17 protein-coding genes are annotated in these 24701 nt (G+C 56.4%); 9 read left to right on the top strand and 8 right to left on the bottom strand.

Annotated features, from left to right (window positions below):
- Positions 1-124: 124 nt before the first annotated feature.
- Together FYC48_RS27135 and FYC48_RS27130 are read right to left on the bottom strand one after the other, a co-directional pair.
- Entirely contained in the window at positions 125-1723 is a 1599-nt protein-coding gene (locus tag FYC48_RS27135; protein WP_149499916.1) for a Do family serine endopeptidase, read from the bottom strand.
- Between the two features lie 602 nt (positions 1724-2325).
- Entirely contained in the window at positions 2326-3666 is a 1341-nt protein-coding gene (locus FYC48_RS27130; protein WP_160149798.1) for an RNA polymerase sigma factor RpoD/SigA, read from the bottom strand.
- Between the two features lie 416 nt (positions 3667-4082).
- On the opposite strand from FYC48_RS27130, the gene FYC48_RS27125 reads away from it, so the two are divergent.
- The 4 genes from FYC48_RS27125 to FYC48_RS27110 all read left to right on the top strand — a co-directional run bounded on the left by FYC48_RS27125 (position 4083) and on the right by FYC48_RS27110 (position 11300).
- A complete protein-coding gene (locus FYC48_RS27125; protein WP_149499914.1) occupies positions 4083-6356 on the top strand; it encodes a serine/threonine protein kinase in 2274 nt (757 codons plus the stop codon).
- A 7-nt stretch (positions 6357-6363) separates the two neighbouring features.
- Positions 6364-8484, top strand: coding sequence for a hypothetical protein (locus FYC48_RS27120; RefSeq protein WP_149499913.1), 2121 nt, complete (start codon positions 6364-6366; stop codon positions 8482-8484).
- A 90-nt stretch (positions 8485-8574) separates the two neighbouring features.
- Positions 8575-10413, top strand: coding sequence for a GTPase domain-containing protein (locus FYC48_RS27115; protein WP_235034461.1), 1839 nt, complete (start codon positions 8575-8577; stop codon positions 10411-10413).
- 134 nt (positions 10414-10547) lie between these two features.
- Positions 10548-11300, top strand: a complete 753-nt coding sequence (locus FYC48_RS27110) for a MotA/TolQ/ExbB proton channel family protein (RefSeq protein WP_149499912.1) — start codon at positions 10548-10550, stop codon at positions 11298-11300.
- A 154-nt stretch (positions 11301-11454) separates the two neighbouring features.
- Here the strand turns inward: FYC48_RS27110 and FYC48_RS27105 are convergent, their stop codons facing one another.
- Positions 11455-12318, bottom strand: a complete 864-nt coding sequence (locus tag FYC48_RS27105; protein ID WP_160149797.1) for a rhomboid family intramembrane serine protease — start codon at positions 12316-12318, stop codon at positions 11455-11457.
- A gap of 82 nt (positions 12319-12400) precedes the next feature.
- On the opposite strand from FYC48_RS27105, the gene FYC48_RS27100 reads away from it, so the two are divergent.
- Entirely contained in the window at positions 12401-12829 is a 429-nt protein-coding gene (locus FYC48_RS27100) for a PGPGW domain-containing protein (RefSeq protein WP_149499910.1), read from the top strand.
- Positions 12830-12852: 23 nt separating this feature from the next.
- Here the strand turns inward: FYC48_RS27100 and FYC48_RS27095 are convergent, their stop codons facing one another.
- Positions 12853-14166: a HEAT repeat domain-containing protein gene (locus FYC48_RS27095; RefSeq protein ID WP_149499909.1), complete on the bottom strand. Its 1314-nt coding sequence runs from the start codon at positions 14164-14166 to the stop codon at positions 12853-12855.
- Positions 14167-14666: 500 nt separating this feature from the next.
- Here FYC48_RS27095 and FYC48_RS27090 point away from each other — a divergent pair, with 500 nt between their 5' ends.
- The 3 genes from FYC48_RS27090 to FYC48_RS27080 all read left to right on the top strand — a co-directional run bounded on the left by FYC48_RS27090 (position 14667) and on the right by FYC48_RS27080 (position 16715).
- Entirely contained in the window at positions 14667-15461 is a 795-nt protein-coding gene (locus FYC48_RS27090) for a phosphoadenylyl-sulfate reductase (protein WP_149499908.1), read from the top strand.
- A 33-nt stretch (positions 15462-15494) separates the two neighbouring features.
- On the top strand, positions 15495-15929 hold the full coding sequence (locus FYC48_RS27085; RefSeq protein ID WP_149499907.1) for an RrF2 family transcriptional regulator: 435 nt from the start codon (positions 15495-15497) through the stop codon (positions 15927-15929).
- A gap of 348 nt (positions 15930-16277) precedes the next feature.
- Positions 16278-16715 carry a hypothetical protein gene (locus FYC48_RS27080; RefSeq protein WP_149499906.1) on the top strand — a complete coding sequence of 146 codons (438 nt, stop codon included), beginning with the start codon at positions 16278-16280 and terminating at the stop codon, positions 16713-16715.
- A gap of 139 nt (positions 16716-16854) precedes the next feature.
- On the opposite strand, the gene nrdR is transcribed toward FYC48_RS27080, so the two are convergent.
- Positions 16855-17325: a transcriptional regulator NrdR gene (gene nrdR, locus FYC48_RS27075; protein ID WP_149499905.1), complete on the bottom strand. Its 471-nt coding sequence runs from the start codon at positions 17323-17325 to the stop codon at positions 16855-16857.
- Between the two features lie 564 nt (positions 17326-17889).
- On the opposite strand from nrdR, the gene FYC48_RS27070 reads away from it, so the two are divergent.
- A complete protein-coding gene (locus tag FYC48_RS27070; RefSeq protein WP_149499904.1) occupies positions 17890-18306 on the top strand; it encodes a GYF domain-containing protein in 417 nt (138 codons plus the stop codon).
- Between the two features lie 104 nt (positions 18307-18410).
- On the opposite strand, the gene FYC48_RS27065 is transcribed toward FYC48_RS27070, so the two are convergent.
- The 3 genes from FYC48_RS27065 to FYC48_RS27055 form a co-directional block, all read right to left on the bottom strand.
- A complete protein-coding gene (locus FYC48_RS27065) occupies positions 18411-19658 on the bottom strand; it encodes a hypothetical protein (protein ID WP_149499903.1) in 1248 nt (415 codons plus the stop codon).
- 233 nt (positions 19659-19891) lie between these two features.
- Positions 19892-22552: a pilus assembly protein N-terminal domain-containing protein gene (locus FYC48_RS27060; RefSeq protein WP_149499902.1), complete on the bottom strand. Its 2661-nt coding sequence runs from the start codon at positions 22550-22552 to the stop codon at positions 19892-19894.
- Positions 22553-23151: 599 nt separating this feature from the next.
- Positions 23152-24564 carry a BBP7 family outer membrane beta-barrel protein gene (locus tag FYC48_RS27055; RefSeq protein ID WP_149499901.1) on the bottom strand — a complete coding sequence of 471 codons (1413 nt, stop codon included), beginning with the start codon at positions 24562-24564 and terminating at the stop codon, positions 23152-23154.
- Positions 24565-24701: the final 137 nt, after the last annotated feature.

The raw sequence follows: 24701 nt of genomic DNA, 5'->3' as shown, positions 1-24701 counted from the left end.
GCAACGATCAACGTGAACACGATCGATTGCCCTAAAAGACTATTTACCAAAAAGAACGGGGCCAATGCATCGGCTGCATGGCCCCGTTGTAAAACTTCGACGACAAACCATTCCTTCGTGGGAATCAGTTTCGCTTGACGACCACGAATCGTGATCCACGCTCGCTTTTGACCAACAGCAATGCCGTGTCGTCCTCGGTTTCTTTCATCGCCGCTTCAAACGATTTGACGTCGTTGACTTCCGTGCGATCGACTTCGGTGATCACCATTCCCGGCTTCAATCCTGCCTCGGCGGATGGCGAACCTTCCTCGACCCCGGTTATTACGACACCGCGATCGGCATCGATTTCTAACGATTTCGCGATTGCCGAATCGAGCGCCGCTACCTCAAGGCCGAAATCTTCAATTTCGGTCGCATCAGGTTCGACTGCCGAAGGTTTCTCGGCCTTTTTCCCACGATCAAAAAATCCCTTCTTGGCCTCCGTACCGCGGTAGGTGAGCGAGATTTCCTTGCCATCGCGGACGACGGCTACGGCAATCTTTTCACCGACCGGCGACCGCTCGACCGCCAATTGTAGTGCTTGAGGCGTTCGAACTTCCTTGTCGCCGAATCGTACGATGACGTCACCCGACTCGAGTCCCATCTCTGCCGCCGGAGTTTGATCGTAAACGTCGGTAATCAACACTCCGCCACGCGGCTGTACGCCTAGCTCACCCGCTAACGCCTGGGTGATCGGTTGAATTCCGACACCTAAATAAGCCCGTTTAACGGTTCCGTGTTCACGTAGCTGATCGCTGACCCAGTGAGCCAAATTTGATGGCACGGCGAAACCTATACCGTCATTGCCGCCCCCGCGTGAACTGATTGCGGTGTTAATCCCGATCACTTCACCTTTCAGGTTGACCAATGGACCGCCACTGTTTCCGGGATTGATCGCCGCATCGGTTTGTAAGAAGTTCTCCCGCGCGGTGATTCCAATACCACGATGCTTCGCGCTAATAATGCCAGCCGTGACGCTACTTTCCAAACCGAATGGCTGCCCCATCGCAATCACCCAGTCTCCGATTTCCGTATCATCGCTGTTTCCAAGGGCCGCTGGCACCAACCCGCTTGCACCTTCGATTTTGACCACCGCGATGTCGGTATCGGGATCCGTCCAAACCTGGCTCGCAACGAACTCCCGTCCGTCGTTAAGCTTGACTGTGACTTCGCCGCCGCCGGTCACCACGTGATTGTTCGTTAAAATGATTCCAGATGCGTCGATCACGACCCCCGAACCGATCCCGCGTGCGCGGTGGGGCATTCGATCTCCAAACCCTTTGGGGATCATCTTGCCGTCCGGCCGAACTTCAAATCGCCGCATGCCTTCGAAGTCACGCAGCATGTCTTCGAACGGCGTTCCCTTGAACGGGTTTTGTCCGCCGAACGGATCAGCCGATGGGCGAATCATCTTGTTGCCTTTTGCCACAGCGACAGCAGGGCGGTTTTCGATCGCTACCAATGACGGCATCACATGCTCGGACACCGCTCGAAAAGCCATCGAAAGATTGTTGGCCGAATGAATCGCATCCAGCGTCTCGGCCGGTAGGTTGTCCATCATCTTCGCCGGTGCGGTTTTTGAAGAAGCATCGGCGGTCATGTAAGCGGCTCCGGAACCAAATCCGATTGCCGATGTCAGGATCAGTCCCAACAACATCGAACGTTTCTTAGCAGTCGAACGCATGGAAGTCTCCAAGGAGGATGAGATTGCATTGATGGAAGCCACCGCGGTCGACTTTGAGCGGCAGCAAGAGAAGCCTGGCAAAAGCAGTCGCTTGCCATGGCATTTCGGTCGCAACCAGGAAAAGCAAGCGACGTGCCAAACCGGTTTTTGCGGTGTTTTACGGTGTTTGAAGCGATTCGAATGTGTTTCCCGGGGGAGCTCTGCCCCAGGCCGGGGCAAACTGCCCCAGGGCCCGTGAAGATGTGATGGCTTCCACTGACGGACTATCTTTAACCGGCGAAGTTAGTTCCCCATTAAGGCAAATCGTTCTATTCCGGCATATCAGCTACGAGCACCCGCCCGATCGCTGTACGAGGAGGTGGCTGAATGGAGTCGACCGTCAATGGAAACCGTGGCGAACGCCGTTGAGACAAACCCAAAATTGAACTTCAACCATTCACTGGTCCAAGTCGATCGATCCGCCTTACGGAGATTGATGCGGCATCGCGCTGCCGGCCGCAAACTGCACAGTTAACCCAACGCAGGCATAAAAAAAGCGAACGTGATCGGGGATAATGCCAAACCACGTTCGCTATGACGATAAAAAGCCTGCCGCTTCTAAATCAGTTTTCGACCATCAACCCGTCGACCAAATGACTGTCACGAATCTTCTCAAGCGCACGCTTCTCGATTTGTCGAACACGTTCACGCCCAATTCCAAATTCCGAACCGATTTGACTCAACGTATGAGTCGACTGGCCATCGAGGCCATATCGAAGCTGAAGTAGGCGGCGTTCACGTGCGTTGAGTTTGTCCAGCACCACGGAAAGTTGCCGAGCCATTTCTTGTCGGTGCATTGACTCGTCGACGGGACGGGAACTCGGGTCTTCGATTGCCGTCATCGTGTTGTCGTCTTCGGAATCTCGGACGACGGACTGCGTCCCGGCGAGCAATGTTTCGGCATGCCGCAAACGAGATTCGCTGATGTTTAATGCCTCGGCAACCTCGCCCCGACTCGGTCGATAACCAAGTTCGTTTTTGAGGCTTTCGACGCCACTGAGCATCGTCTTCATAGTCTGCATCGCGTGTTGCGGAATCGTCATCGAATACCCGTGCGAAGAACTCGAACGGAACATCGCTTGCCTGATCCACCACGTCGCGTAGGTCGAAAACTTAAATCCCTTGGTATGGTCAAACTTTTCGACTGCCTTCATCAATCCGACGTTTCCTTCCTGAATCAAATCCAACATTCCGGTTCCACGTCCGAGGTGCTTTTTGGCAACAGAGACGACCAATCGTAAGTTGGCTTCGGTAAGGTGCCCGCGTGCGTCGACATAGCGTCGGTGCTGCATACGAATTTTTCGCAGCCGGTTACGAATTCCGTGAAGCTCTTGCTCGAAGGCTGCCAGAAGGTCGAACTGACTGTCGTCTGCGGGCGACCGCACCATCGGCCCCTTGCACAGGGCGACCGATTCGAACTGGATCTCAAACCAGTCGATACGGATCCGCATTTCCTCAATCAGGTCGACGATTTTTTCGCGATCACGGGCGAATTGAACGGCGCGGCGTTCGAGCTGGCGCCGACCGAGCTTGCCGAGCCGAAGTGTCTCGAAGGAACGCCGTTGCTTTTCACGGAGCGCTCGGACCGTTCGCAAGTTGACGGGCAATCGTCCCAGGATGGAGTCCTTGACGTCGTGATCGGAAACACAGAAATCGAGTTCGCGGTCGGGACGACGGTCGCCTACCAAGACGTCTTCAAGAAGCTCGATCGCCGCGTCGGCGACCGAAGCGACACGAAGCATCTCGCGACGAAACTTTTGCCGTGCGGTGTCCAGCTTGATCGCAATTGCGATTTCTTGATCCTGTGTCAAAAGCGATCGTTGCGCGATTTGCTCAAGGTACAAATCGATTGGGTCACCGGCTGCGATCGTGAACCGCTTCCGAGATTTTTCGCTACCGCGCATCCCGGGGTCGCTCGTCGGCCGCAGTGGGTCCGCGCGACGTGAGCGGCGCGTCCGCGTTCGTGTTTGTTCAGAAATCGCACGAGCGATGGCTACGTCTCGTGCATCGTCCTGCTCTACTCTATCATTGCTTCGACCGACTACTCCCCTTGATGTCACGGGGGTGTCGACCGGTAATTCAAAGTTGCTATCTGCCAAGATAACCATGGTGTTGCCCCTTGGCTTAAAGTGAGTTGCTGTAATCGTTGGTCACACCTCTTAGTACGTCGATCGACGCTCAAAGTTCCAAACGGGGCAATTTGCCTCAAAGGAGTGATGTCGAACGTTCAGTGACGTATTTTTCTGCGATTTAATCTGTCTGCTGAAGTGGACACTTAACCGACGAAGTGACGCTGCGGATAACCGGATATACTGTTTATATGACCGAACCGGATCCGATCGCGCCACATAAAATTCGTACGCACCAGCAGTCCTTGTCTGCTTCTTGGCGTGATGGTTCGGTGTGGACATCAAACCGAACTTCCTTAGGCAGTTCCTTACTCGACGGGAGCTATCCCGGGTTAGCTCTCCGGACATTGTTGGCGTTCGCGTTGGTCTGCATGATTGCGGCGTTGGCCTGCGTCAATGCTCTATCGCGACAAGCGATCCGTGAAGGGATCGGTCATTCGCTGGAAGACACACTGCGTTCCAACGGGGCGGTCATAGACCTTTGGCTTCGCCAACAGATCGCGATCGCAGTACAAATGGCATCTGGTCCCAGCGTGCGACGAGCCGTCTCGGACTCTTTTGAAACGATCCCGCAGCTCGATGCGCCGGCTCCGGATACCGTGCAAGGCCTCCCCGCTGCAACGATGAGTTCATCCACCGCCACTGTCGGGCGACGACTCTTGTCTGAGTGGGCGATTTTGAACGAAGACGGACAAGTGGTGTTCGCAACCGAACCGAACTTTGTTGGCGAATCGATTGCGATCTCTCGACATTGCCGCAAACTACTCAACGACGGCCACCCGACCGTGCTGATGTCGCCTTCCGCCCGCTCTTCGAATCGTACCTCTACCGATCAGACCGACACAAATGCGGCGAGCCATACTGAGTCCTTCGTGATGCCTTTGGTGCCCATCCGCGATGGCTTGCGAACGATCGGCGCGGTCGTTTGTTTCATCGATGCCGACGAAGAATTCTCTCAACTGTTTCGGCACTCATCGTTTGGCGGAGGCGGCGAGGCCTATGCTTTTGATCGACGGGGAACGTTGTTAACCGAAAGCCGCTATGAACCTTGGTTGCGAACGGCGGGATTGCTGAGCGAAGACGAAAGGAGTTCGATGCATATACAGCTTCGGGACCCTGGCTTCGACCTTCGCGACCGCCGATCACCGGACTCATCGCCGACACGTTGGCCGCTGACTCGAATGGCAGATTCGGCGACGCGAGGCGGATACGGACAAGATCTCGATGGCTATCGAAATTACCTTGGCAGACCCGTGGTCGGCGCGTGGCATTGGCTCGACAATTATGACATCGGGCTCGCGGCGGAAGTTTCGTGGGAGAGAACGTTTTCGCCGATGCGTTGGGTCGATCGATTGACATGGGGCGGGGCCATACTGGCATCTTTGGGGATCATGGCGATCTTTGCCGGGCCACCACTGATTGGCTTGATTCGTATCAACAAAAACAGCCCCCGCGTACTTGATCGACACCTTGGCCCTTACGAGTTGACGCAGCGAATCGGTCGCGGCGGGATGGGAACGGTCTATTTAGGCACCCATCGATTGCTTGACCGCCCGGTCGCGATCAAGGTGCTTGAGAATGCGGATGCGACTGAGCGATCGCTCACGAGATTTCGCCGCGAGGTACGGCTAAGTGCAAACCTCATGCACCCCAATACGATCGAGATTTACGACATCGGTGCGACCGACGAAGGCACGTTTTACTACGTGATGGAATACGTCGATGGCATTTCGCTCGAGCAGCTCGTCGATTTCTATGATCGCCAACCGGCGGATCGCGTGATCTACTTGCTGGTCCAGATCTGTGGCTCGATATCGGAAGCCCATGAAGCCGGACTGGTCCATCGCGACATCAAGCCAGCCAACGTACTGCTGACTTCTCGAAGCGGCATTCATGATTTAATCAAAGTCGTCGACTTCGGACTCGCGAAGCAACTTGACCAAGAATCGGTGCAATTGACGCGAACCGATTCGCTGACCGGAACTCCGATGTACATGTCGCCCGAATCGATCCGTGACGCGGCATCGGCAGGCGTTTGGAGCGATATTTATTCAATCGGTGCGGTCGGGTACACGTTGCTGTGCGGAACACCACCGTTCGTCGGTGATTCGGCCGACGTCTGTGTACGAAAATTGCATGAATCCCCCGAGCGGCCGGACGCGAGAATCGGTAGCCCACTCCCGGAGGACCTTCAGCAAGTCTTGTTACGATGTTTGCGGCAAGATCCCAAGGATCGTCCACAATCGGCGAAAGAACTTGCGTCCTTGTTGTTAGCTTGTGCCGATAGTCCCCATTGGACACAAGCGGATGCGGGGATATGGTGGCGTGAGATTTTCGATGGCCCCTACCTCGAAGACTTCGAAGCGATCTTGGAGTCCGCCGGCGAAGGCGATACCCGAGGCGACACGGCTGTCAATGAACTGAGATCTCCCCAAACCGCTCCCGGGGACACCACGGCCAGCTAACCAAATCATGTTTGGCTATAAACGTAAAAAGAAAAACGCGACGATTCAGTGGCCCTTGCTACAAGCCCTCCTGGAGGACGACGATCAGCGCGCCGCGGTCGATCGTTTGTATCCTGAACCGGGGCGTGAAAGCTTTTTAACGGCGCTGCGCCGAATCGTTCCCGGTTCGTCCGACGACCTCGTTTCGCTCGGCCGACAAGTCCACCACGGGGCCCAATTGGCCGAGTATCCGACGCTGGCGATCGCGGGAATGCTTAACAGCGGCAAAACCAGCTTGGTCGCGAGCCTGCTTAGTCCACATGGCCGCGAGCGGACTCTGCGTGGGATCGCCAACCGACATGGTACCCACCGCTTTGTGCTCTGGATGCCTCAGCGATGGCGCAACGAACCCGAACTCTGGTCGCTGTTGCTGGAAGATTTTGGGAACGCGGTCGGTCATACCCCCGAGCTACTTGCCGCGGACCCCGACGAAGCGCACCGGCAATACAACAACCGCAGCGGCGGCGTCGATGCGTTAGGCGTGCCCTTGGTCGCGACCGATCCGGCACTTGACGAACTTGGCATCGGTCTGCTGGATTGCCCCGATATCGTGTCGGACGAAGTCTTCGGAGTTGGTTCGCCACAGCAACGCCGTGAACTGCTTGGAAAGGCATCGACGTTTTGTAGCGCCTTCATGATCGTGTCGACGCCGGGGATGGCGCGCGATCGCACCCTGGGTGAAATCCTGCAAACCGTCTCTGATTTGATGCCAGGCATCCCGCGGTTGCTGGCCGTCAATAAAATCCGTCCCGGCCAGGAGCCCGAAGACATCCTCGAATCGTTCGCTCCGCAAACTGACAAGTTCGGTGTCGAGCGAATCTATGCGGCCTACGACTACGAAATTCCAAAAAGCGAACCCTACATCCCCAAAACGGTCATCGACGGAGATCAAGTCTTCTCGATCGAACAGCCTCAGGAAGATCCATTCCCGGTGTTCTACTCCGTTGACCCGAATCCAGATCGAAACCCACCGGCGGAAATCGACCGTAGGCGTTTGTTGTCGAGTTTATCCGAGGAACTCGACAGCCCCGAATCGTTCGAACGGTTTCTGCGTGGTCGCGTCGCTGCGCTGCACAGAACGATCTGGGATGTCTCGCTGACAAAGATCCGCGAAGATTGTCGACAGTCGACCAGCTTGACCGAACGAGCGAGACAAACGCTTTTGGAAACAACGTTCAGCTTGTTTACCAAACAGTCCGGAAAGGGATCGGTCACCGAAGTTCGTATGCACCAATCCAAACGCATCGTCCAGCAATTGGCCGACGCATTTTGCAGGGCGGCTCCCTGGTACGCACGACTGGGCGTTCGTATCAACACGTTTATCCAAAAGAAAGCCAAAGCGGCAACCGACTTGGTCGCGCAATATGCGCCGACTGCGATTGCCGAAAGCTACGCCGAATCGATCAAAGAAAAATTCAAAGCGAAAAAGGTCGGTCATCTAGTCGCCACCGATGACTTGGACACATCGCTACGCCGTTTCGGTGCCCCGTTAACACTGCCTCACTGGTTCGGCGATCAGAACGACCCGATCGATCAAGTCCGCTGGACGTCGACGCTCGATGAAGTGCTGTATTCGTTCGAAGCAAACGATCGAGTCCAATTCGACGGCGATCAACTAAACAAAGTCGCCGCCGAGATGTGGGAGCATGTCCCGGCGCATAAGAAACTCGCGTTCGGATTGACGCCGCTTGCCGCAATGCTGGCGACGTTCGGCAGTATCTTGATGTTGCCATTTGATTTTGGATCATCGGTCATTGCGAATGCATCGATCGTCGAGTTGTTAGCCGCCGCCGGCTTGACCGCTTTTTCCGCTTACTGGGCCGGCGGCAAAAACGCGCAAATTTTGACCACCCAAGCGGCACTCGAGCAGATGGCAATGTTCTACGTCCTGTTAGGTTATCACCTCGGGGTTGATCCGGGGGATCCACTGCCGACGATCAAACTGGGAACGCAATCCTATCGATTGCCGGTGCCGAACGTTCCTCCGATACCGATCGATGAATCGAAACCGATGCTCCCCGTTTACCGCTTGAACGAAAGCTTTATCAACGAACTCACAGCACTGATGCCGCCGGAAAGCGATCGATAGAGATCAACTTCCGCCGTCGGATGACGGCCGGGAGTTCAACAAGTCATTTTTCCCAATGCTTCCAACGGCCGCACTTTCGACGAACAGTCCATGGAATCTATCGAAATGAACCAACAGGTCCTCCCCTCGCAACCTGAAGGCGAGAGCGACAGTTTTGTGCGGCGAGTTCGGCGCGCGGCGACCACGGTTTTGGGAAATAGCGAAACGGGTCGACAAGTTCGCGCCCTGTGCGATGAACATGTTTCGGCGAGGAACCTGATTGCCCAGGATCGCGCCGCCGGATCATTGGTGCTGGCAGTTGTCGGGGCGACCGGGCAGGGCAAGAGCTGGTTGGTGCGTCAGTTGATTCGTGACTCACCAATGAAAGACTCGATCCGCAGCGGCAATAACCTCGACCAAACTACCGAACAATTGGTCTGGGTCGGACCACAACCGCCCGCCGATCTGGACGCGCGTTTTGAAACCTACGTTCGGGTATCTTCCGACGAAATGGAACCCTTCGGTGTACCGTATTTACTGGTCGATGCGCCGGGGGCGACGGACGATCGAAAGGCCGTCGTCGACGTTGCGCGACGGGCACTGTCACTCGCATCGGCGATTATCTTGGTCGTCCGCCGCGACCAGATCCGAGGTCAGACACCAGGGGTCTTGGCCGTCGCGAGTGAAGGTACGATCGTGTTGCCGGTGGTCAACGCCGTCGCGGACGGTGACGATGCGGTCGGCGCGGATGTCGACGCGTTTGTCGCCAACTTGCGAACCGTCGCACCGACAAGCGTCATCGCGCGCCCGATTTTGTGCGACGACTTTTTCCTTTCCGAGGAATCCGAAGCAACGGTGGGCGCCCGCGTCTCCGGTGAACTTGTCAAACGCCTCAAAGCAGAACTGGAAAACAACCCCGACAGTGACCGCCGCCGTTCGGTCAAACTCGAAGCCCTCGACAATCGCTTCCGAGCGGCCTTGAGCGGACTGTTGGCCGAAAAGTTACCGGGTCTGACCCGAGCGGTCGAACGGCTAAACGAAGAAGCGACGAAGCTTCCCGGTCAAGTCGCCCAGACACTTGTCGGCGCCGACGGTCCGTTAGCAGCCGCTGTCCGTAGTCGTTTGCGTCTTTCGCTACTAACGTCGATCGGAGCGATTTGGTTTCCGTTTCGCACCGTACTCGGCGTGCTCAACCTGACCAGTGGGGCGTGGGATCGGCTGTTACTGTCGTTGTCGGGGTCACTGCCGTCGCTGGTCAGTACGATTTACACGTCGACCAAGATGCTTGCCGGTGACCGCAACGCAAGCGAAGAGATTCGCACCGGACTGCAACGCCGCAGTTCCGCCGCCGTTAGCGACCGGCTCGGGCCATTGGCAAGGCAGTTCCGTGACGAGCTAGAGCTGTTGCGAACGTCCGATTCAGAAACGCCTTCGGCGATGCCCGGCAGTACCCGATCGAACGAAGCACAGGTCGCGTCACTCTCGGGGATCGAAGCGTTGCAGGAACGCTCGCATTCAATCTTTGAAGCCGCGATCGAACAGAATGCGATCCGCTGGGCGACACCGTTTGCCTTGGTCGGAACGTTGATCTTTTGGACCTTGATGGCGGGCCCGTTCGTCGCGCTTTACAAGGAGTACATCGCGGCCAGCTTTGATTCATTGGCGACGACGGGGCAACTGCACGAACACGTGATGGAACGATTTCCGAAACCGGAGTTTGCGATGGTATTGACCAGTTTGGTGCTGTCCATTCTGCCCACCGCGATTTTCGCCATGTTTGCTATTTCGGCGGCGCAATCGAAGAAACGCACCGGCGCGGCGATTGAACAAATTCGCGATCAGCATGACGAAGCAATCCGCTCGTTGCAACGTGAGGGTGTGCTGTGTCTGCGTTGGGACGAGCCGCTGCTATCGGACGCAGAGTTTTTGATGTCGGCCGGTAGGATGTAACCCAAACGCCACATCCGATAGACTGCGTGCGTGAGGCGTTCGCCGCGGGGCGGTTCCTTCGAGCATCTGTCCCGGGTGGCGTTCTTCGAAGGCCAATCCTGTCTTGCTTTCCCACCGCCAACTTCTCGATCGATATGAACCTTGGTAATGCACTCGCCGACGCTGTCCAATCATCCTGGACCGTCATGGCTTGGCAAGACGACGGCAGCCAAGTCGAACGGGCCGGGATCATGGATGTCATTCTGAGCGGCGGGATCACCGGCGCACTGATCCTTATCGTGCTTTTGGCGCTTAGCTTCTTTGCCGCTTACTTGGTGTTCGATCAAGTGATGACGCTGCGCCGTGGTGAAGTCCTACCGGAGGGCTTGGGTGAATCGGTCCGGCAAGCCTTACTGACGTCACGGCTGGCGGAAGCCGACGCGGCCTGTCGTCGTGAACCGAGTGTACTGAGCGTCGTCCTACTCAGCGGCCTAGCGGAAATCGAGTTCGGTTGGCTGCAAGTGGAAAAGGCAGTCGAGGATGCCCTCGCCGAACAATCCTCGCGGATGATGCGGCGGATCGAATACCTTTCGGTGATTGGAAACATCGCCCCAATGGTCGGACTGCTGGGAACCGTCACAGGGATGATCTTTGCGTTTCAACAGGTCGCGACCACACGCGGTGCGGCCGGCGCGGGCGACTTAGCCGAAGGCATTTATCAAGCGTTGGTGACGACCGTCGGTGGGTTAATCGTCGCGATCCCATCGCTCGCGGCATACGCAATCGCACGAAACCGAGTCGACAGCCTGATCGCCGATGTCGCCTTTCAAACGCAACACGCCTTGGCGCCGATCAAACGTCGTCCCTCTAAGCAGGTCGCGCCCCCCAAACCGCTGAAGCCTTCCTGAGGCTGTCTGCGTTTGACAAGGCTCCGCCGAAGACTCAGTGACCGTGACGCTTCTGGTCGAAAAAATCGACCGATTGGCGTTAGCTACGGTTTCCACACAACGACCAATCGCCCGCCTCGCGGGCGTTCCTTTAAAACCGGATGTGAACGCGGCTTCAGGCGATCGCCAGCACCCAGCATCCGAATACGATGGCAAACGCTGCTGCCCCCGCAACCCATTGAACTAGCAAACGCTCACGCAACGTTGCGGGAATTTTTACCGCGACCACGCCGAGCATGGTTCCGGCGATAAAGCCGAACACATGAGCCATCACGTCGGTCCGTTCGCCACCGACACCCAAGAACGATAGCAGCATGATGCCGCCTACGATCGGCGTCCATTTTCGAAAGCGTTCTTGCCCGTTCCAGCCGACGAACGCGTCGGTCACCATGATGCCAAGCGCACCAAACACTGCCGTCGATGCCCCGATCGATTGATGCGTCGCGGCGTGAAAATAAGCGTTGGCCAAGTTGCCGAAGAAGCCTGCCGCGACGATCCAAAGCCACGCCAAACCGCCACCATAGGATCGTGCAACCAAGAATCCGAAGAAACTGCCGAATAGCAAATTCGAAGCTAAGTGTCCGACGTCCAAATGCAGCGTCAGCGCCGTCACGCATTGGTACCACTGACCGGCGGCGACTTCACCGGCGACCGACGTGCCAACATCGGCGAGCCGATACCCATACCCCCACGAAGCCGCCATCGTGCTAATCGTACCGATGACAAAGCAATACAAAAGCGATCCCCAAACAGCGCCGGGCGCGTTTAGGGCAACCGGGTTGACCACTTCACGACCGACATTTTCGGCTTGATAATCTTGCAGCTCCCGTAGCGCAACGTCGCGATCATCGGGGCGAACGAGCAGATGCCAGCCACCGTTTTTTTGGATCGTTTGACTGGGGATCCCGATCGAAGTCAACACCAAGCGATGTTCTTTAATTTTTCGAAAGTCGACGGCGTTGGAAATTGAAATCGTCATCGGTTCGTTCCTTCGGTGTTCCGGCGGGGTCGGCGTTGCGAACATCGGATACCGCCACTGAAGCCCAATCGTTTTGAAAGAAATGTTTCGCTACCTATCGGACCACGCTGACCTTGCCGGCTGGGTCATGTTTTTTTCGTTTGCCGTCTTTGTCGGTGGACTGATCGTGGTGCCTTGGTTGATCGTCCGAATCCCTGCGGACTATTTCGTCTCACCGCGTCACCGATATTCCAATACCCTTTGGCGACACCCAATCTTTCGGTGGTTTGGCTTGATTGCCAAAAATCTTTTCGGATCAATCCTGTTGATCTTGGGAATCTTGATGCTGGTTCTTCCAGGCCAGGGATTGCTGACCATCGCGGTCGCCATTCTGCTGATGGACTTCCCGGGCAAACGGAAGCTCGAACAACGTCTGATCCGTCAACGCTCGATTTTACGCGCGGCGAATTGGCTACGCAGACGCGGCGGTGCTCCGCCCCTGCGAGTCAGTCCTCAATCCGAAATCGAATAACGATCTGTCATAGCGACCGGCGGCTAAGGGTCACGGCGGAGATCCTTGACCGTCCCCATCAAGCGATCGGCGAAATACTTACGCCAGCTCATTTCGTCATAGCGGAAATCTGCGTCCGGCGCGATTTGCTTGAGCAAGGCCAGGGCATCGGCGTTCTGTTGATTCACCGTTTTTTCTTGCGGCTTGCCGCCCATGTTCATCCCCATCCCGCCGGTGCTACTACGCCCGACCTGCATCCCGGGCCCAGGAGCGGTGACGGTTTTGTATTGGGTGTTGAGTGCATTGACGTAATCCTCCCAAAGTTCCGGATCGGGGAAATACGTCAGCCCACGCAGTGCCGCGGTCACATCGGCTGGCTTAGACTTCGAATTGCGAACGACTTGCAAATAACTCGCCACGGCCGACTGGGCGCCGTAGTCTTGTAAGTGATGAAGCGCTTCGTCTCGGATTACGCTATCTGGTTCAAACATCCCGCACTCGACCAATGCGGCAACCGAGGTTGACGTCTTGAATGAGGCGAGCCGGTCCAAATAAATTCGTCGCATCGCCGGCGGATCAGACGACTTGCGAGAATCCTTCAAGGCTTCCGCAAACGCGTTCGCTGCGAGTGGATCACTGATCGTCTTGATCGTCTCAAGAGCCTCGGCCGAACGTTTGTTGTTGCGTCGAACCGCAGTCCGCAGCTTTGTAAGCTCCGTCTCCCAACGCTTGATTTGGCCTCGCGCCTCATCGCGTGCTTCTTCTTGGACGTAGACCTCGGGGACCTGCCACCCCTTCGATGTCAAAATCAGACCACGTTTCCGCTGCTCGTCTTCAAAGCGGACCCAGGTTTGGCCGTCCTTGACATAGCGAAGCGCCGATCGGGCTCGCGTGTGATTGGGGTCAATCTCAATCGCGCGGCGAAAATGATAGTCGCACTGCGCATTCAGGCGTCGCGACTTGCATGCCCGAGCAAATTGGTAATGGGCCTCGGCATCGGCCGGCAACTTGGCGCGTTCGGTGCGATACCATAGCAAATCTTCGTCTTGCCCCTGCATTGTCTTGCGAACGCGGCTGCGTGGCACCGCGACCTTTAGATCGTTATCAACTTCGATCACTACCGGTCGCTGCTCGTCATCACCGTCCCCCAGGATGACGCCGTCGACGGTCGCACCACCGCGCAGCTCCACCGTGTCGGCGAAGACGCTCGTTCTCGGCGTACCTCCGACCTGCATTCCCGCAACAATCAAAATCAATTGAAGTCGGCGAGCCCCCCCCAAAAAGTGGCCGCGGCGAAGCAACCCACAGGCGCTATGGCAACACCGGGACCGGTGGATGGTGAAAGAGAGGAACTTCATCGAAGTCACCAAAGTTGAACGAAAGGCGAATCAAACACCGCAATTATAGCTCGGAAGGTAAATCGGCTCACGCGATCGCTATGATTGACCGATACCAATGTTGACTAATCCGATCAGGTTTGTACTATTCATCCCAAGACTACGGTCGAGAGAACGTTTTGGATCTACGAAAACGCCTAACAGGGCACACAAATCGCTTCGTGTCGGCCAAATGTTCGGGTTCGGTTCATCAGCCGACGGGCGTTTACCCTGGTTATTGCACCGAAATCGTGGCGAACGCCAAGCGGCTACCCCCAATTTCAGATGGTGACGAAACGCAAGTCGCGAAGTGACGTGTTGATCGTGCGATTGACGCCGAACCAAGCAAACCTCGGCGGAGTTCACGATTGAAGAAGCGGACTCGCACCGCGGTAGCGGGGAACTGTCGAGTCGTACCAGCGGCTTCGGCGGTAGTTACAGAACCACCATATTTCCGGATTTTCTTTTAGGACAGTTGAACCATGTTGCCGGTCGCACAACCTGGCGATGACGATGCACCGCGAAACGATCTGTCGATCGACCAAGGGCCCCAGGGCGCCTTGGCTGCCGATCCACCGTTGCATCCGACCGAAGATTTTCTAGCCGAGCTTGCTGATCACAGCGCGCGTTTGGAATCGGCCACGCCAAAGGAGATTTTGGCATGGGCGGTCGAGCGATTCGCGCCACGTTTTTCGATGGCGACCGCGTTCGGTCCCGAAGGGATGACGATCATTCACATGCTGAGCGAAGTGGCCCCCGAGACACCGATCTTCAATCTGGAAACCGGTTACCAATTCAAGGAAACCTTGGAACTACGCGAGCGAGTCAAGGATCGCTACGGAATTGAAGTGGAATTCAAATACCCGGTCACGACGGTGGAAGAGTACGAAGCAGCCAATAACGGTCCGGTCTATAAAACGGATCCGAATCGTTGCTGCTTTGCGCGGAAATTAACAGTCCTGCATCAGGCCGCCAAAGGCCTGCACGCGTGGGCAAGTGCGATTCGTCGTGACCAAAGTCCTGATCGTGCGAAAGCCCCGATCGTGGGCTGGGACAAAAAATTTCAGCTGGTCAAAGTCAGTCCTTTGGCCAATTGGACCAAAGCCGATGTATGGAAGCTGATCCTCGACAACGACATCCCGTACAACCCGCTCCACGACCAAGGATACCCCAGCGTCGGCTGCTGGCCTTGCACACGGGCGGTTCAGCTTGGCGAAGACGAACGGGCGGGACGTTGGAGTGGTTTCCAGAAAACTGAGTGCGGGCTCCACAACTAGGCGATCGTTTACAAGGGGACAGTGAGGTTAACCATGTTGGTTTCAGCACGGGTTCACTACGCTTCGATAGCTCTTTCCGAATTGGCTCGCCGCAAGACTCAGTCGGCTCCGGTCGCGGTCCGCGAAATCACCGCAAAGCATGACATTCCAGGACCTTTTTTAGTTCAGATTCTGCAGACGCTTCGCAGCGCCGGTTGGGTACAAAGTATTCGCGGCAGTCAGGGCGGATACCGTTTGCTCGCCGACCCCAGTGAATTGACCCTTCTGGATATCGCCGAAGCGATCGGATGCGCCGACGGTGCGGCCCCGAAGGAGGCTGCGGGTACCGAGAAGACGCTGCTGGATCGAGAGCTGCAATCGTCTTGGGACCGCGCCGGCGATGCTTGGCGAAAGGTCCTGAGCGGAATCACGCTTGCCGAAATCGTCGAACGAGCCTCCGCTGAAGACGGCACGATGTTCTACATCTGACCGCGACGTACGCCACAACTCTAAACTCGATCTTCGAACGGGGAACCGAACACGTTCGCGTCCGACTTTAGTCTGCGAGTGGTACCGTCAGTCGAATTGGCTCGCGAAGGCTCATCGCATACGAACGTCAACACGAAGCGATAGCTCACAAACGTCGACCGGGCGGAAGTTTTCTCGTTTGAGAAGTCGTTTTCGGAGTGAGGGTCGACGGACTGCACAACCCGCAATCACTTTGCGGCTTTCGTGTTTTTCGACGCTGGTAACGGTTGCATGGCCGATTTGGCTGACTAGCGTGATGTGATTGGGGGGAACTCTCAAACAATCATCATCACAACAGGTCGAAACTCCATGAAACGCTTCGCATTCGTCGCGGCCGCCTTCGCCGCCATGATCGTTTGCAGCAGCCAGCAGGCTTCTGCCACCTCTCCATTCGGTTACCCCTTTGTGCCCTACGGGATTTATCAGCCTTACGGTGCCCAATACGGGTCGACATTGCAAACCCCGCCGTACTTTGCGCTCAACCCACCGGTCTACTACGGAGCACGACACGCGCGTCCTTATGGGATGAGCCCTTTTGCGGCCCCGCCGATGGTTGAAGCAGGTCCCGGATACCGCGGCCGCCTGACCAACGAATTCGTTTACCCTGAATACGAAAAGCCGGCCCCGGCTTGCCCGACCTGTTCTGCGAATCCGTGCGTCAGCCACGCCAAGATCAAAGCAGCGCCGAAGTTGGGCGTGGTCAAGAACAATCCGTTCGTGACCGAGACCAAGATCGCAAAGAAGTAGAGCGCCCCGACACGGGTCCCATTCGACTTGTCACTTTGGAAGCGAAACGCATGTTTCGTCGACAATCGAAACCCGGATTCACCAAATGGCGTTAGCCGCGGTATTCGAGTAAAAGCCGGGGCTGACGCGCGTCAGTTGTTTACGAGCGGGACGGGATGGGTCCTTGGGTCAACCGCGCCACTTCGTGGATAAAATCTTTCGCGGTATGAAACTCCTGATAGACGCTCGCGAATCGGATGTAGGCCACCTCGTCTAACTTGGCGAGGTGTCCCATCACGATTTCCCCCACTTCCTTGGCCGGGATTTCCGTTTCATAGTCGTTGTAGATATTTGACTCGATCGACTGAACCAATTGTTCGATACGATCACTGGTCACGGGACGCTTCGAGCAAGCTCGTTCGATCCCACGACGAATTTTTTCACGATCGAGCGGTTCGCGGGTGTTGTCTCGTTTGACCACCCGTAACGCTTGTTGCTCGATTTTTTCGACGGTTTGGAAACGCCGGCTACAGTTGCTGCAAACGCGTCTGCGGCGAATCATGTAACCTCCCTCCGCAGACCGTGTATCGATCACTCGGTCATCATCAGAGTGGCAAAAGGGGCATCGCATAGAAAAACGTCGCTCGGCGGAGATTGGATTTGTCTTAACAATGTCCAAAAAATTTGGGAAAAAACAAGTCCGACATGCGTTCTAGATCACGCCCAACGATAGGGATGCCTGGCTTGATTTCGATCGAAGCCCGAAATTCAAGTGTCGACTAGGCAGTAATTTGGTAGACTGGGTGCCCCCCGATGGAACTCCACGGAACAGCTGGATTTCCGCGGATCACGGTCGCGTCTGCCGTGTCCCGGTATCGTAGCGGTGAAGTTGTGGACTCTGCTTCACCCTTCCGCTCGTGAGAGATTCAATGTTCTCAAACGCAAATGCAGCCGTGATTCGTTCAGCTTGATGTTCGTCTCACAGCGAAGAGCGCATCGTCAACGATTCAAAGCGGCAGTCAACGCGAGCCAGAACAGATTTGCAAACTCGAAAATCGGGATTGGCAAGTCAACCCAATCCCGTGGTTACGATTGAGCGTTTGCCACATCGAGTGGCGGACGGCATAGCGATTCAGTTTCTTATTCACAATACATCCTCGTCAAAATACGTTGATCAACGGAGCGAGCATCGACCGTGTCAGTTTGGTTTCTGCAGCGATTTGAAGGCAACGTTCAATCAGAAGTCGGCCCCTTGCAGCCGAAGGAACTGCTTGAGCTTGTCCGAAAGGGGGACATCAAGCCCGAGACGATGCTCCGCAAGAATGACTCGGCGTGGTTCCCGGCCAAAGAAGTGGGCGGTTTATTTGAAGCGGCGTATCGACCGGTGATCGTCTTTTACTGTCCCGGGTGCGGAAAGAAGATCCCCAAGCCACCGGTCAGCTGCCGACATTGCTTGCGTGATGTTGGTGCGAACGAGGCGCGCGAAGTGAAAACGGCAGTGACCTCGGTCGCACCCACGAAGCCCCAGCCGACCCCATCGGCGGCCGCCGATGAAGGCCAGCGGAGTGTTCAAAACTGGCTCAAGAAAAAGGTCGCCCGCAAACAAAAATAGCCGCGGGTTCCTTTCCTTTTCAGGTCCGAAACCGGCGGCTACTGGGTGTCTTTGTTTCGATCACCTGAACTTAGCTCGGGCGATCGAAGGCGGGCGTCATTGCACTAGAATTTGACTTCCGCACCGACTGAAACGCCGACGTAGAACAGGTCTTCGTAGTGCAGCTCTGTTCCCAATCGCTCGGAAACAACACCGTTGATTTGGTCGGATGCCGTCGCCACTTCGCTGAGGTACCACATTTCGCCCATCGCTCGGATGGAAAGGATTTCGCCGAGTTGGTAGCGGAAGCCTAAAGCGACCTCGATCATCGCACCAAACTCTTCCTCATCACGAACGTTGTGGATCAGGCTGCTGCCGGTATTGGTCAGGCGGATGTTCGATTCGGCAAAGTTGACGTAGCCCCCGACACGTCCCCGAAAGTCGGTGTAAAGATGAGGGCGAACCGGGTACAGCAGGTCCAGACCGCCTTGAATCACGGCGAGTGTGTTTTCGGGGCGGCTGGTCAGCGAACCGTAGCTTCCGAATACATCTTTTTGAGTGGTGTAGACCAAGTCTTCGTCGATGCGAATCATACGGCCACCAAACAAGACCTTGGCAACGTCCCAGCCAACCATCGTTTTGTTGAGCTCGGCACTCCAGTAGTCGCTGTCATAAGTCAAGGTTTGCAGATTTGCATTCCAGAAGGGGTCGATCGCTTGTTGGTTGATCGCGTTGCTCCCCAGCAGCGTCGTCGTCACGCGGCTTCCGGGATCAGAAACGGTCAAACGGCGATCTGATTCGATCGGTCCGGTAAAAGTGAACTCGTACCCGGTGACGCAATTCGGCAGGTTGCCGATCGTGATCCGTGGTGCGATTTCAAAGTCGAACTCCTCTAGGTCTGCGTTGCGAATCAGCCCGTACCCGTCGCTGCCTTGTCGTTGCATATAAAGTGCTTCGACAAAAACATATCGGTAGGGATCGCAAGGTGTTCCACAGGGGTTGGCCAGGGGACCACCGCCGCACGCATTGCAGCCGCCGTAGCATCCCGTTTGCGAGCACGATTGGCAGCCAAAGCTGACTTGGGCAACATTTCCGAACTGGGAATCGGCCGATCCACCGGAGAACGTACCAAATGCTTGGGAGATCGATCCCGGGGCCAAACGCGAGCCACTCACGTCGGCAGCCGTCGCCACCGCGGATGCGGGTACGACCTGTGTTTCGGGGCCCCATTGATCGCTCGTCATCAGCCCGTACTGATTGCTTTGTGCGGAAGCGACACCGCCACCAAGCGCAGCCATCGCGGCGGCGGTAGCGATCGTCATCACACGGGCACAGCGGCGCCAGGTGACAGATTGGATCAGACGGATGTTCATGTCGAACCTCGTTGACAAAATCGGGGCGGAACGTTTCCGCTGGAATTCAATGGGTAGTCTTCGTACGGATGCCTTGGAACGCCAAGACACCTTTGCAATCGCATCACTAGTGCGTCGTTACATCTAAGGACTCAGTTGTGATCAATCGGCCGACGAGCGTTCGCCCCGGCGATTGCGGCACAAGTGTGGCTAACGCCACGTGGCTAATCCTAAAATTGAGATGAAACATCGCATTAGCGAACCACTAATTTGTCTTGCACCGGAATCAAACAGCTCTTGCGAACCAGACGAATGATTTGCGTCGCCACGGACTCCGATGGGCATTCACCTTCGACAAACAGTTGGCCTTGGCGTTGAGTGACCAAGACCGATGCCGTCGGAAAGGCTTGCTGGATTGAATCGTTCAACAAATCGGTGCGTTCGGTGACTTGGTCACCGGTCGCATCCAAGGATTCGCTGACGACGATTCGGAATGTTTGTTTTTGAGTCGGCTTTCCCGATCGAACATCGGCCCAAACGGTCAGCTCAGTTGTCCCAAGGCCGGTCCCGATCAGCTTGAACTCGTTGGCCCCTGCCGCAAAGGCTTGGCATGTTTCCTTATCCGCGATGTTGACGCCACGCAAAGTTCCGCCGATGGTCATCGAACGAACTTGACCACGTCGTAACCGCAAGACAATTTGATTGCCTGCCGTCTCGAACGAATTTGGCTCAAAGGAATCGGTCGCTTCGGGACGAACGACCGTTTGACGGTTGCTTTGGGATGCAGCCGGCGACTTCGGCAACTGAGGCAGCGATTCCGCATCAGTCGTTGATTCTGCCTGCAGCGTCGGTGTCGGCCGCGGGAACCCCATGCCGCGATTGTCACCACGACGGTGCATCGATGCCAAGTTGACGTTTCCGGACTCGGCAGGCGAGGCGAAGTCCGGCTCCGGCGTTTTCTGTTTCGCAGAAATCGCTTTGGCCGGCGGAGATTCATAGTTTCGTGCCGGATCGACTTCGACGGGCGATCCGATTAGCGGGGTTTGGTCGGGCTCAGTCAGTTCCGTGATCGATGGAGGACGATCGGCAAACACCGGCATCGGAATCACGGCGTCGTTGGGCGTGGATGTTGCCGGCCGACGCGGATTTACCGTCAGTGGACTCGTCGACGTTGGCGTGCGTGCAACCGAGTCGCTTTGGTTTGGAACGATCGCTGGCGACGACTTTTCGGGAGCGGACGCCGTCGGTGGCGGTAGTTCCGGCAGCGCTGCAAAGTCGTCACGGGCAGTCTCGCCGACTGGGCCGTTTAGATTGATCGGGACAGCCAACTCCACCGGCTCAGAAGCGGCGGATTCTGCCCCCAGCCCCGGCAGCATCCTTGGTTCGGGTACCGCCGCGAGGAGCGGGGTGTGTTGTTCGGCGCTGGCTTCGAGTGTTTCTTCAATCTCGATCGGCGGCATCGCAACCGTCACCGGGGCCCGGCCATCCTCTTGACTGACCAATGGGACGGTGTTCTTGGCGCGATTGACCTGGATCGCGCCGACCGATGAAGGGGGCTTAACTTCCGATGCAGGGACATTCGGATTCACACGGATCGTGTCGTCAACCGAATGGAGTTCTTCCGGTAAGGGCACTTGGCGAGCCAAATCGACCACAGGTGCTAACATCACCGGGGATCCGATATCCGCCAGATCCGTAGAAGTTTCCCCCAGCGCGTCAACTTCGAGTGCGTCGACTTCGAGCGCGTCAACTTCAAACGCATCCACTTCCAATGCGTCGACGGCTAATGATCCGACTTCCATTGACTCGCCAGAACCAGTGGGATCGGCGAATGAATCGTCCGGCGTTTCCGGCTCAAGACGATCCTCCGTTTCGTCACTTAGTGAAAGCGAGATTCCGTCGGATGATTCCGCGACCGGGGCAACAGCCTTGGGCAGTGACTTTGTGAAGTCGATCAATGGGGCTTCTTGGATCACAAAGCCCTCGGGCAATTCGCCGACGCTTTCGTCGACTACCTCGGCGTCGTCCACCACACCCGTTTTTGTGTCGCCTTGCAATGCGGCGTTGGTCGAGATCGTTTCAATTGCTTCATCGATGGCATCGAGCGACGGTTCTTCGATCGCATCGGCGGCGGCGGTTGTAACCTCAAGTGAATCGGGTGAAGCGATCTCTTTGGCATCGTCGGTAAACGAAAACACGATCGGCTGTGCCGATTCGGCGACAGCGTCTGCGTCACGCGTTTCGGCGACAGGTCGAATCTGATTGTTGGTGTAAGCCGCCGATGTGTGTGTTTCGAGCGGTTGCAAAAACGGAGCCGCGACGGTCTGCAAACGCGACGTTTGTCGGCGCGTCGATTGCTGCGCGAAAGCGTTTCCTGCTGATTCGTTGCGACGCGGGTGAGTGCCGGCAACGGGGTACTCGGTGGATCGATTTTCGCTACCCGCGTTGTGCGACGCTGTCCGCCCAACGATGCCAGCTTGTCGCGAAGTGGCGACCATACCTGCTCGACCGTCCGTCTCCGCATTTCCGCGGACATTAGCTTCGTTTTGACTCGCTAATTGAACGTCACCGGTGACCTGACGAGTCTGGCTGGGCACGAAGAACGGGTTCGAGCGAACCTGGCCACCGCGAGCCGTATTTTGCCGAACCCTCGACACCACACGGTTGCCGTAGGATCTGGCAAAATCCGAATGTTGAATCAGGCCAGCCGCATGCGTTTGCCCCTGAGCTGGACTCGGTTGCTGCGCTTCGCTGGACGACAGGCTTGATGACGCCAGAACCAACGACAAAAGCATGGTTCGCTTGGCGAGCCGGTTGGAAGAGCCGATTTTTTTTGCCGTGTGATTGACGCTCGATGCACGCATACTGCGTTCCTGGTCCGGTGTTTTAGGGTCAAATGGCTTGGAATCTGCCATTCGGCCGGATGTGCCCCCCTCGGCACACCGGTGGGCTTCAATACTCGCGCACTGAAGTCCGTTGGTTTACGTATCGGAATCGATTTGGCGCGACATTAACGATTCTCGGGCCCGCAAGGCTTGTAGGGGCCAAAACGTTTGTAGCGGAGATGCCTCGAAGCTCATCACGTGTCACGTTGGCGTTCTGCCGAACTTCGGAACTGGGCCCAACCGGCCGGCAATCGAGTTTCGTTAGCACATGGATGAGGATTAGCCGAATCGCGTTAACCAAAGTTTTCGTGGAACAATCGTTGCTAACGCTGAACGGTCCAAACGTTGCAATCACGGCACATTGACGCTGGGCGACGTTTGATCTTCGGGGTGGGACGTTAGGGGCTTCACGCCGAGCAACGTTGCAACTTGCAAACCATCGACCGTCCGATCAGCCCCCCCCCGAGGCGCAAAAAAAACGCGTGGTGAAAATCACCACGCGTTTCAATGGGACGTTAGGAAGATTCTGTGGGGAAGCGTCGATACTCCCGGACGATGCGAATCGCTTCTCGCCAGACAGAATCGTGACCTTCGGTCTTCACTCCAGTTGGCCGAGCCAGCCAATCGGTTTAGTAATCGATGGTTGTTCCTAGGCTGATGCCTTGGACCCACAAGCTGCCGTCGACGATGTCGAAATCAAAGTCGGCCGGATCGATGTTACGCGGGCCGTCGGTACCGTCGACGTTACGGTTAATTTGCTCGCCGGCCAATGCCACCTTGTCGAAGTACAAAAAGTTGTACCCGACGGTGAAGGAGACATGGTCGCGGAAGCGATAACCGAGCGTCAGGTTCAACTCAGGGATGAACGTGAAATCACTTTCCTCTTCGGTGCCCTGGTTCTCGTCCACCAACAGGCTGCTGTTGTACGTGTTGGTGATCGTCGTATCGACACCCACATCGGTACGGGCATAGTTGGTCACGGTACGGCTCATGTTCCCCATGTGAACCTTGGTCAACATGCGAACCGTCCAGGCACCACGACTGACAAGCGATTCGTAACCGATCTGGCCACCATGAAACTCGTTCTGAGTATCAAAGTCGCTGTAGTCGGCGAGGAACGTGTTGGTCACCACGTCCGTGGTGCGACTGGAGATGGAAACGTTGTCGTCGACTCGGAAAAAGCTATAACCGCCGATCAATTCGACACGTGATGACTTGTTTTTGCAGTACATCATGCGGGCATACGCCTCTGCAGAAAGCAGATCGGTACTGAAACTCGCGTTGACGGTACCGCGTTGGCTGTTGATCCCGGGGTTGGTGCTGAACTGATTGACGATCAGAGCACTTTCCGAAGCCGTTCCGGGGGCTGCCAGAGGAATCTGGAAAAACGGACGTCCGATCGAATCACCGGTTCCGTTGCCGCTTGCCGAAAAGTCGTCACCGTTTTCGCTGAGCCACATGAAGCGACCACCAATGCCGAAGTTATCCGACAAGTAGCGACCGACGTCAAAGCGCGTCCCACCGGAAACGCCACCGTCAAGCTCTTCGCCGAATACGACTTGGGTCGTCGCGCCGGAACCCGCACCGTTATTCGGATCGGGCAGCACGGGAAACTGAGTCGGATCGGCGGTGGTGACCAACGCCGGGGCCGTCCGTGCTTCCATGAACATGATCATGCCTTCGGCACGGATCCAGCCATCCTTGTCGCACAGATTCAACAATCGCCCGAATCGCTTGCCGCTGCCGAATCGACTGTCGCAAGACGAATCGCAACCGCCATCACAGCTAAACGAATCGCACGAGGTGCAACCGGCTTGGCTGACCGTCGACCCGAGCTGCATATCTCCGACGGTGACCGGTGAATAGCTCGATAGATTACCGACGTGTGTTGAATTGTGTGCGACTTGCTGAACGCCTAGATCACCAACAAACGCTTGTGAAGCTTGTTCCGCATCGGCATACTCTTGGTCGCCGGCATGAACACTTGCGGAGGCAGACAGCAACATTGCCGCCAGGGTCATGCCTCGAATGTTTCTTTTCATTTTTGAAGTCTCGCGCAGTCCGGGAATACTGGAATGACTGGTATAAGTCGATCGACGCAATGGGCCGTCATATCGAGAACCTCCCTCAGGAGCGGCACAGTCAACCTAGATAACCTGTCTTGACAGCACAGACTTCC

Origin of the sequence: Roseiconus lacunae, from assembly GCF_008312935.1 — a bacterium.
Classification (GTDB): domain Bacteria; phylum Planctomycetota; class Planctomycetia; order Pirellulales; family Pirellulaceae; genus Stieleria; species Stieleria lacunae.
This window is presented reverse-complemented; position numbering and strand designations above follow the sequence as displayed.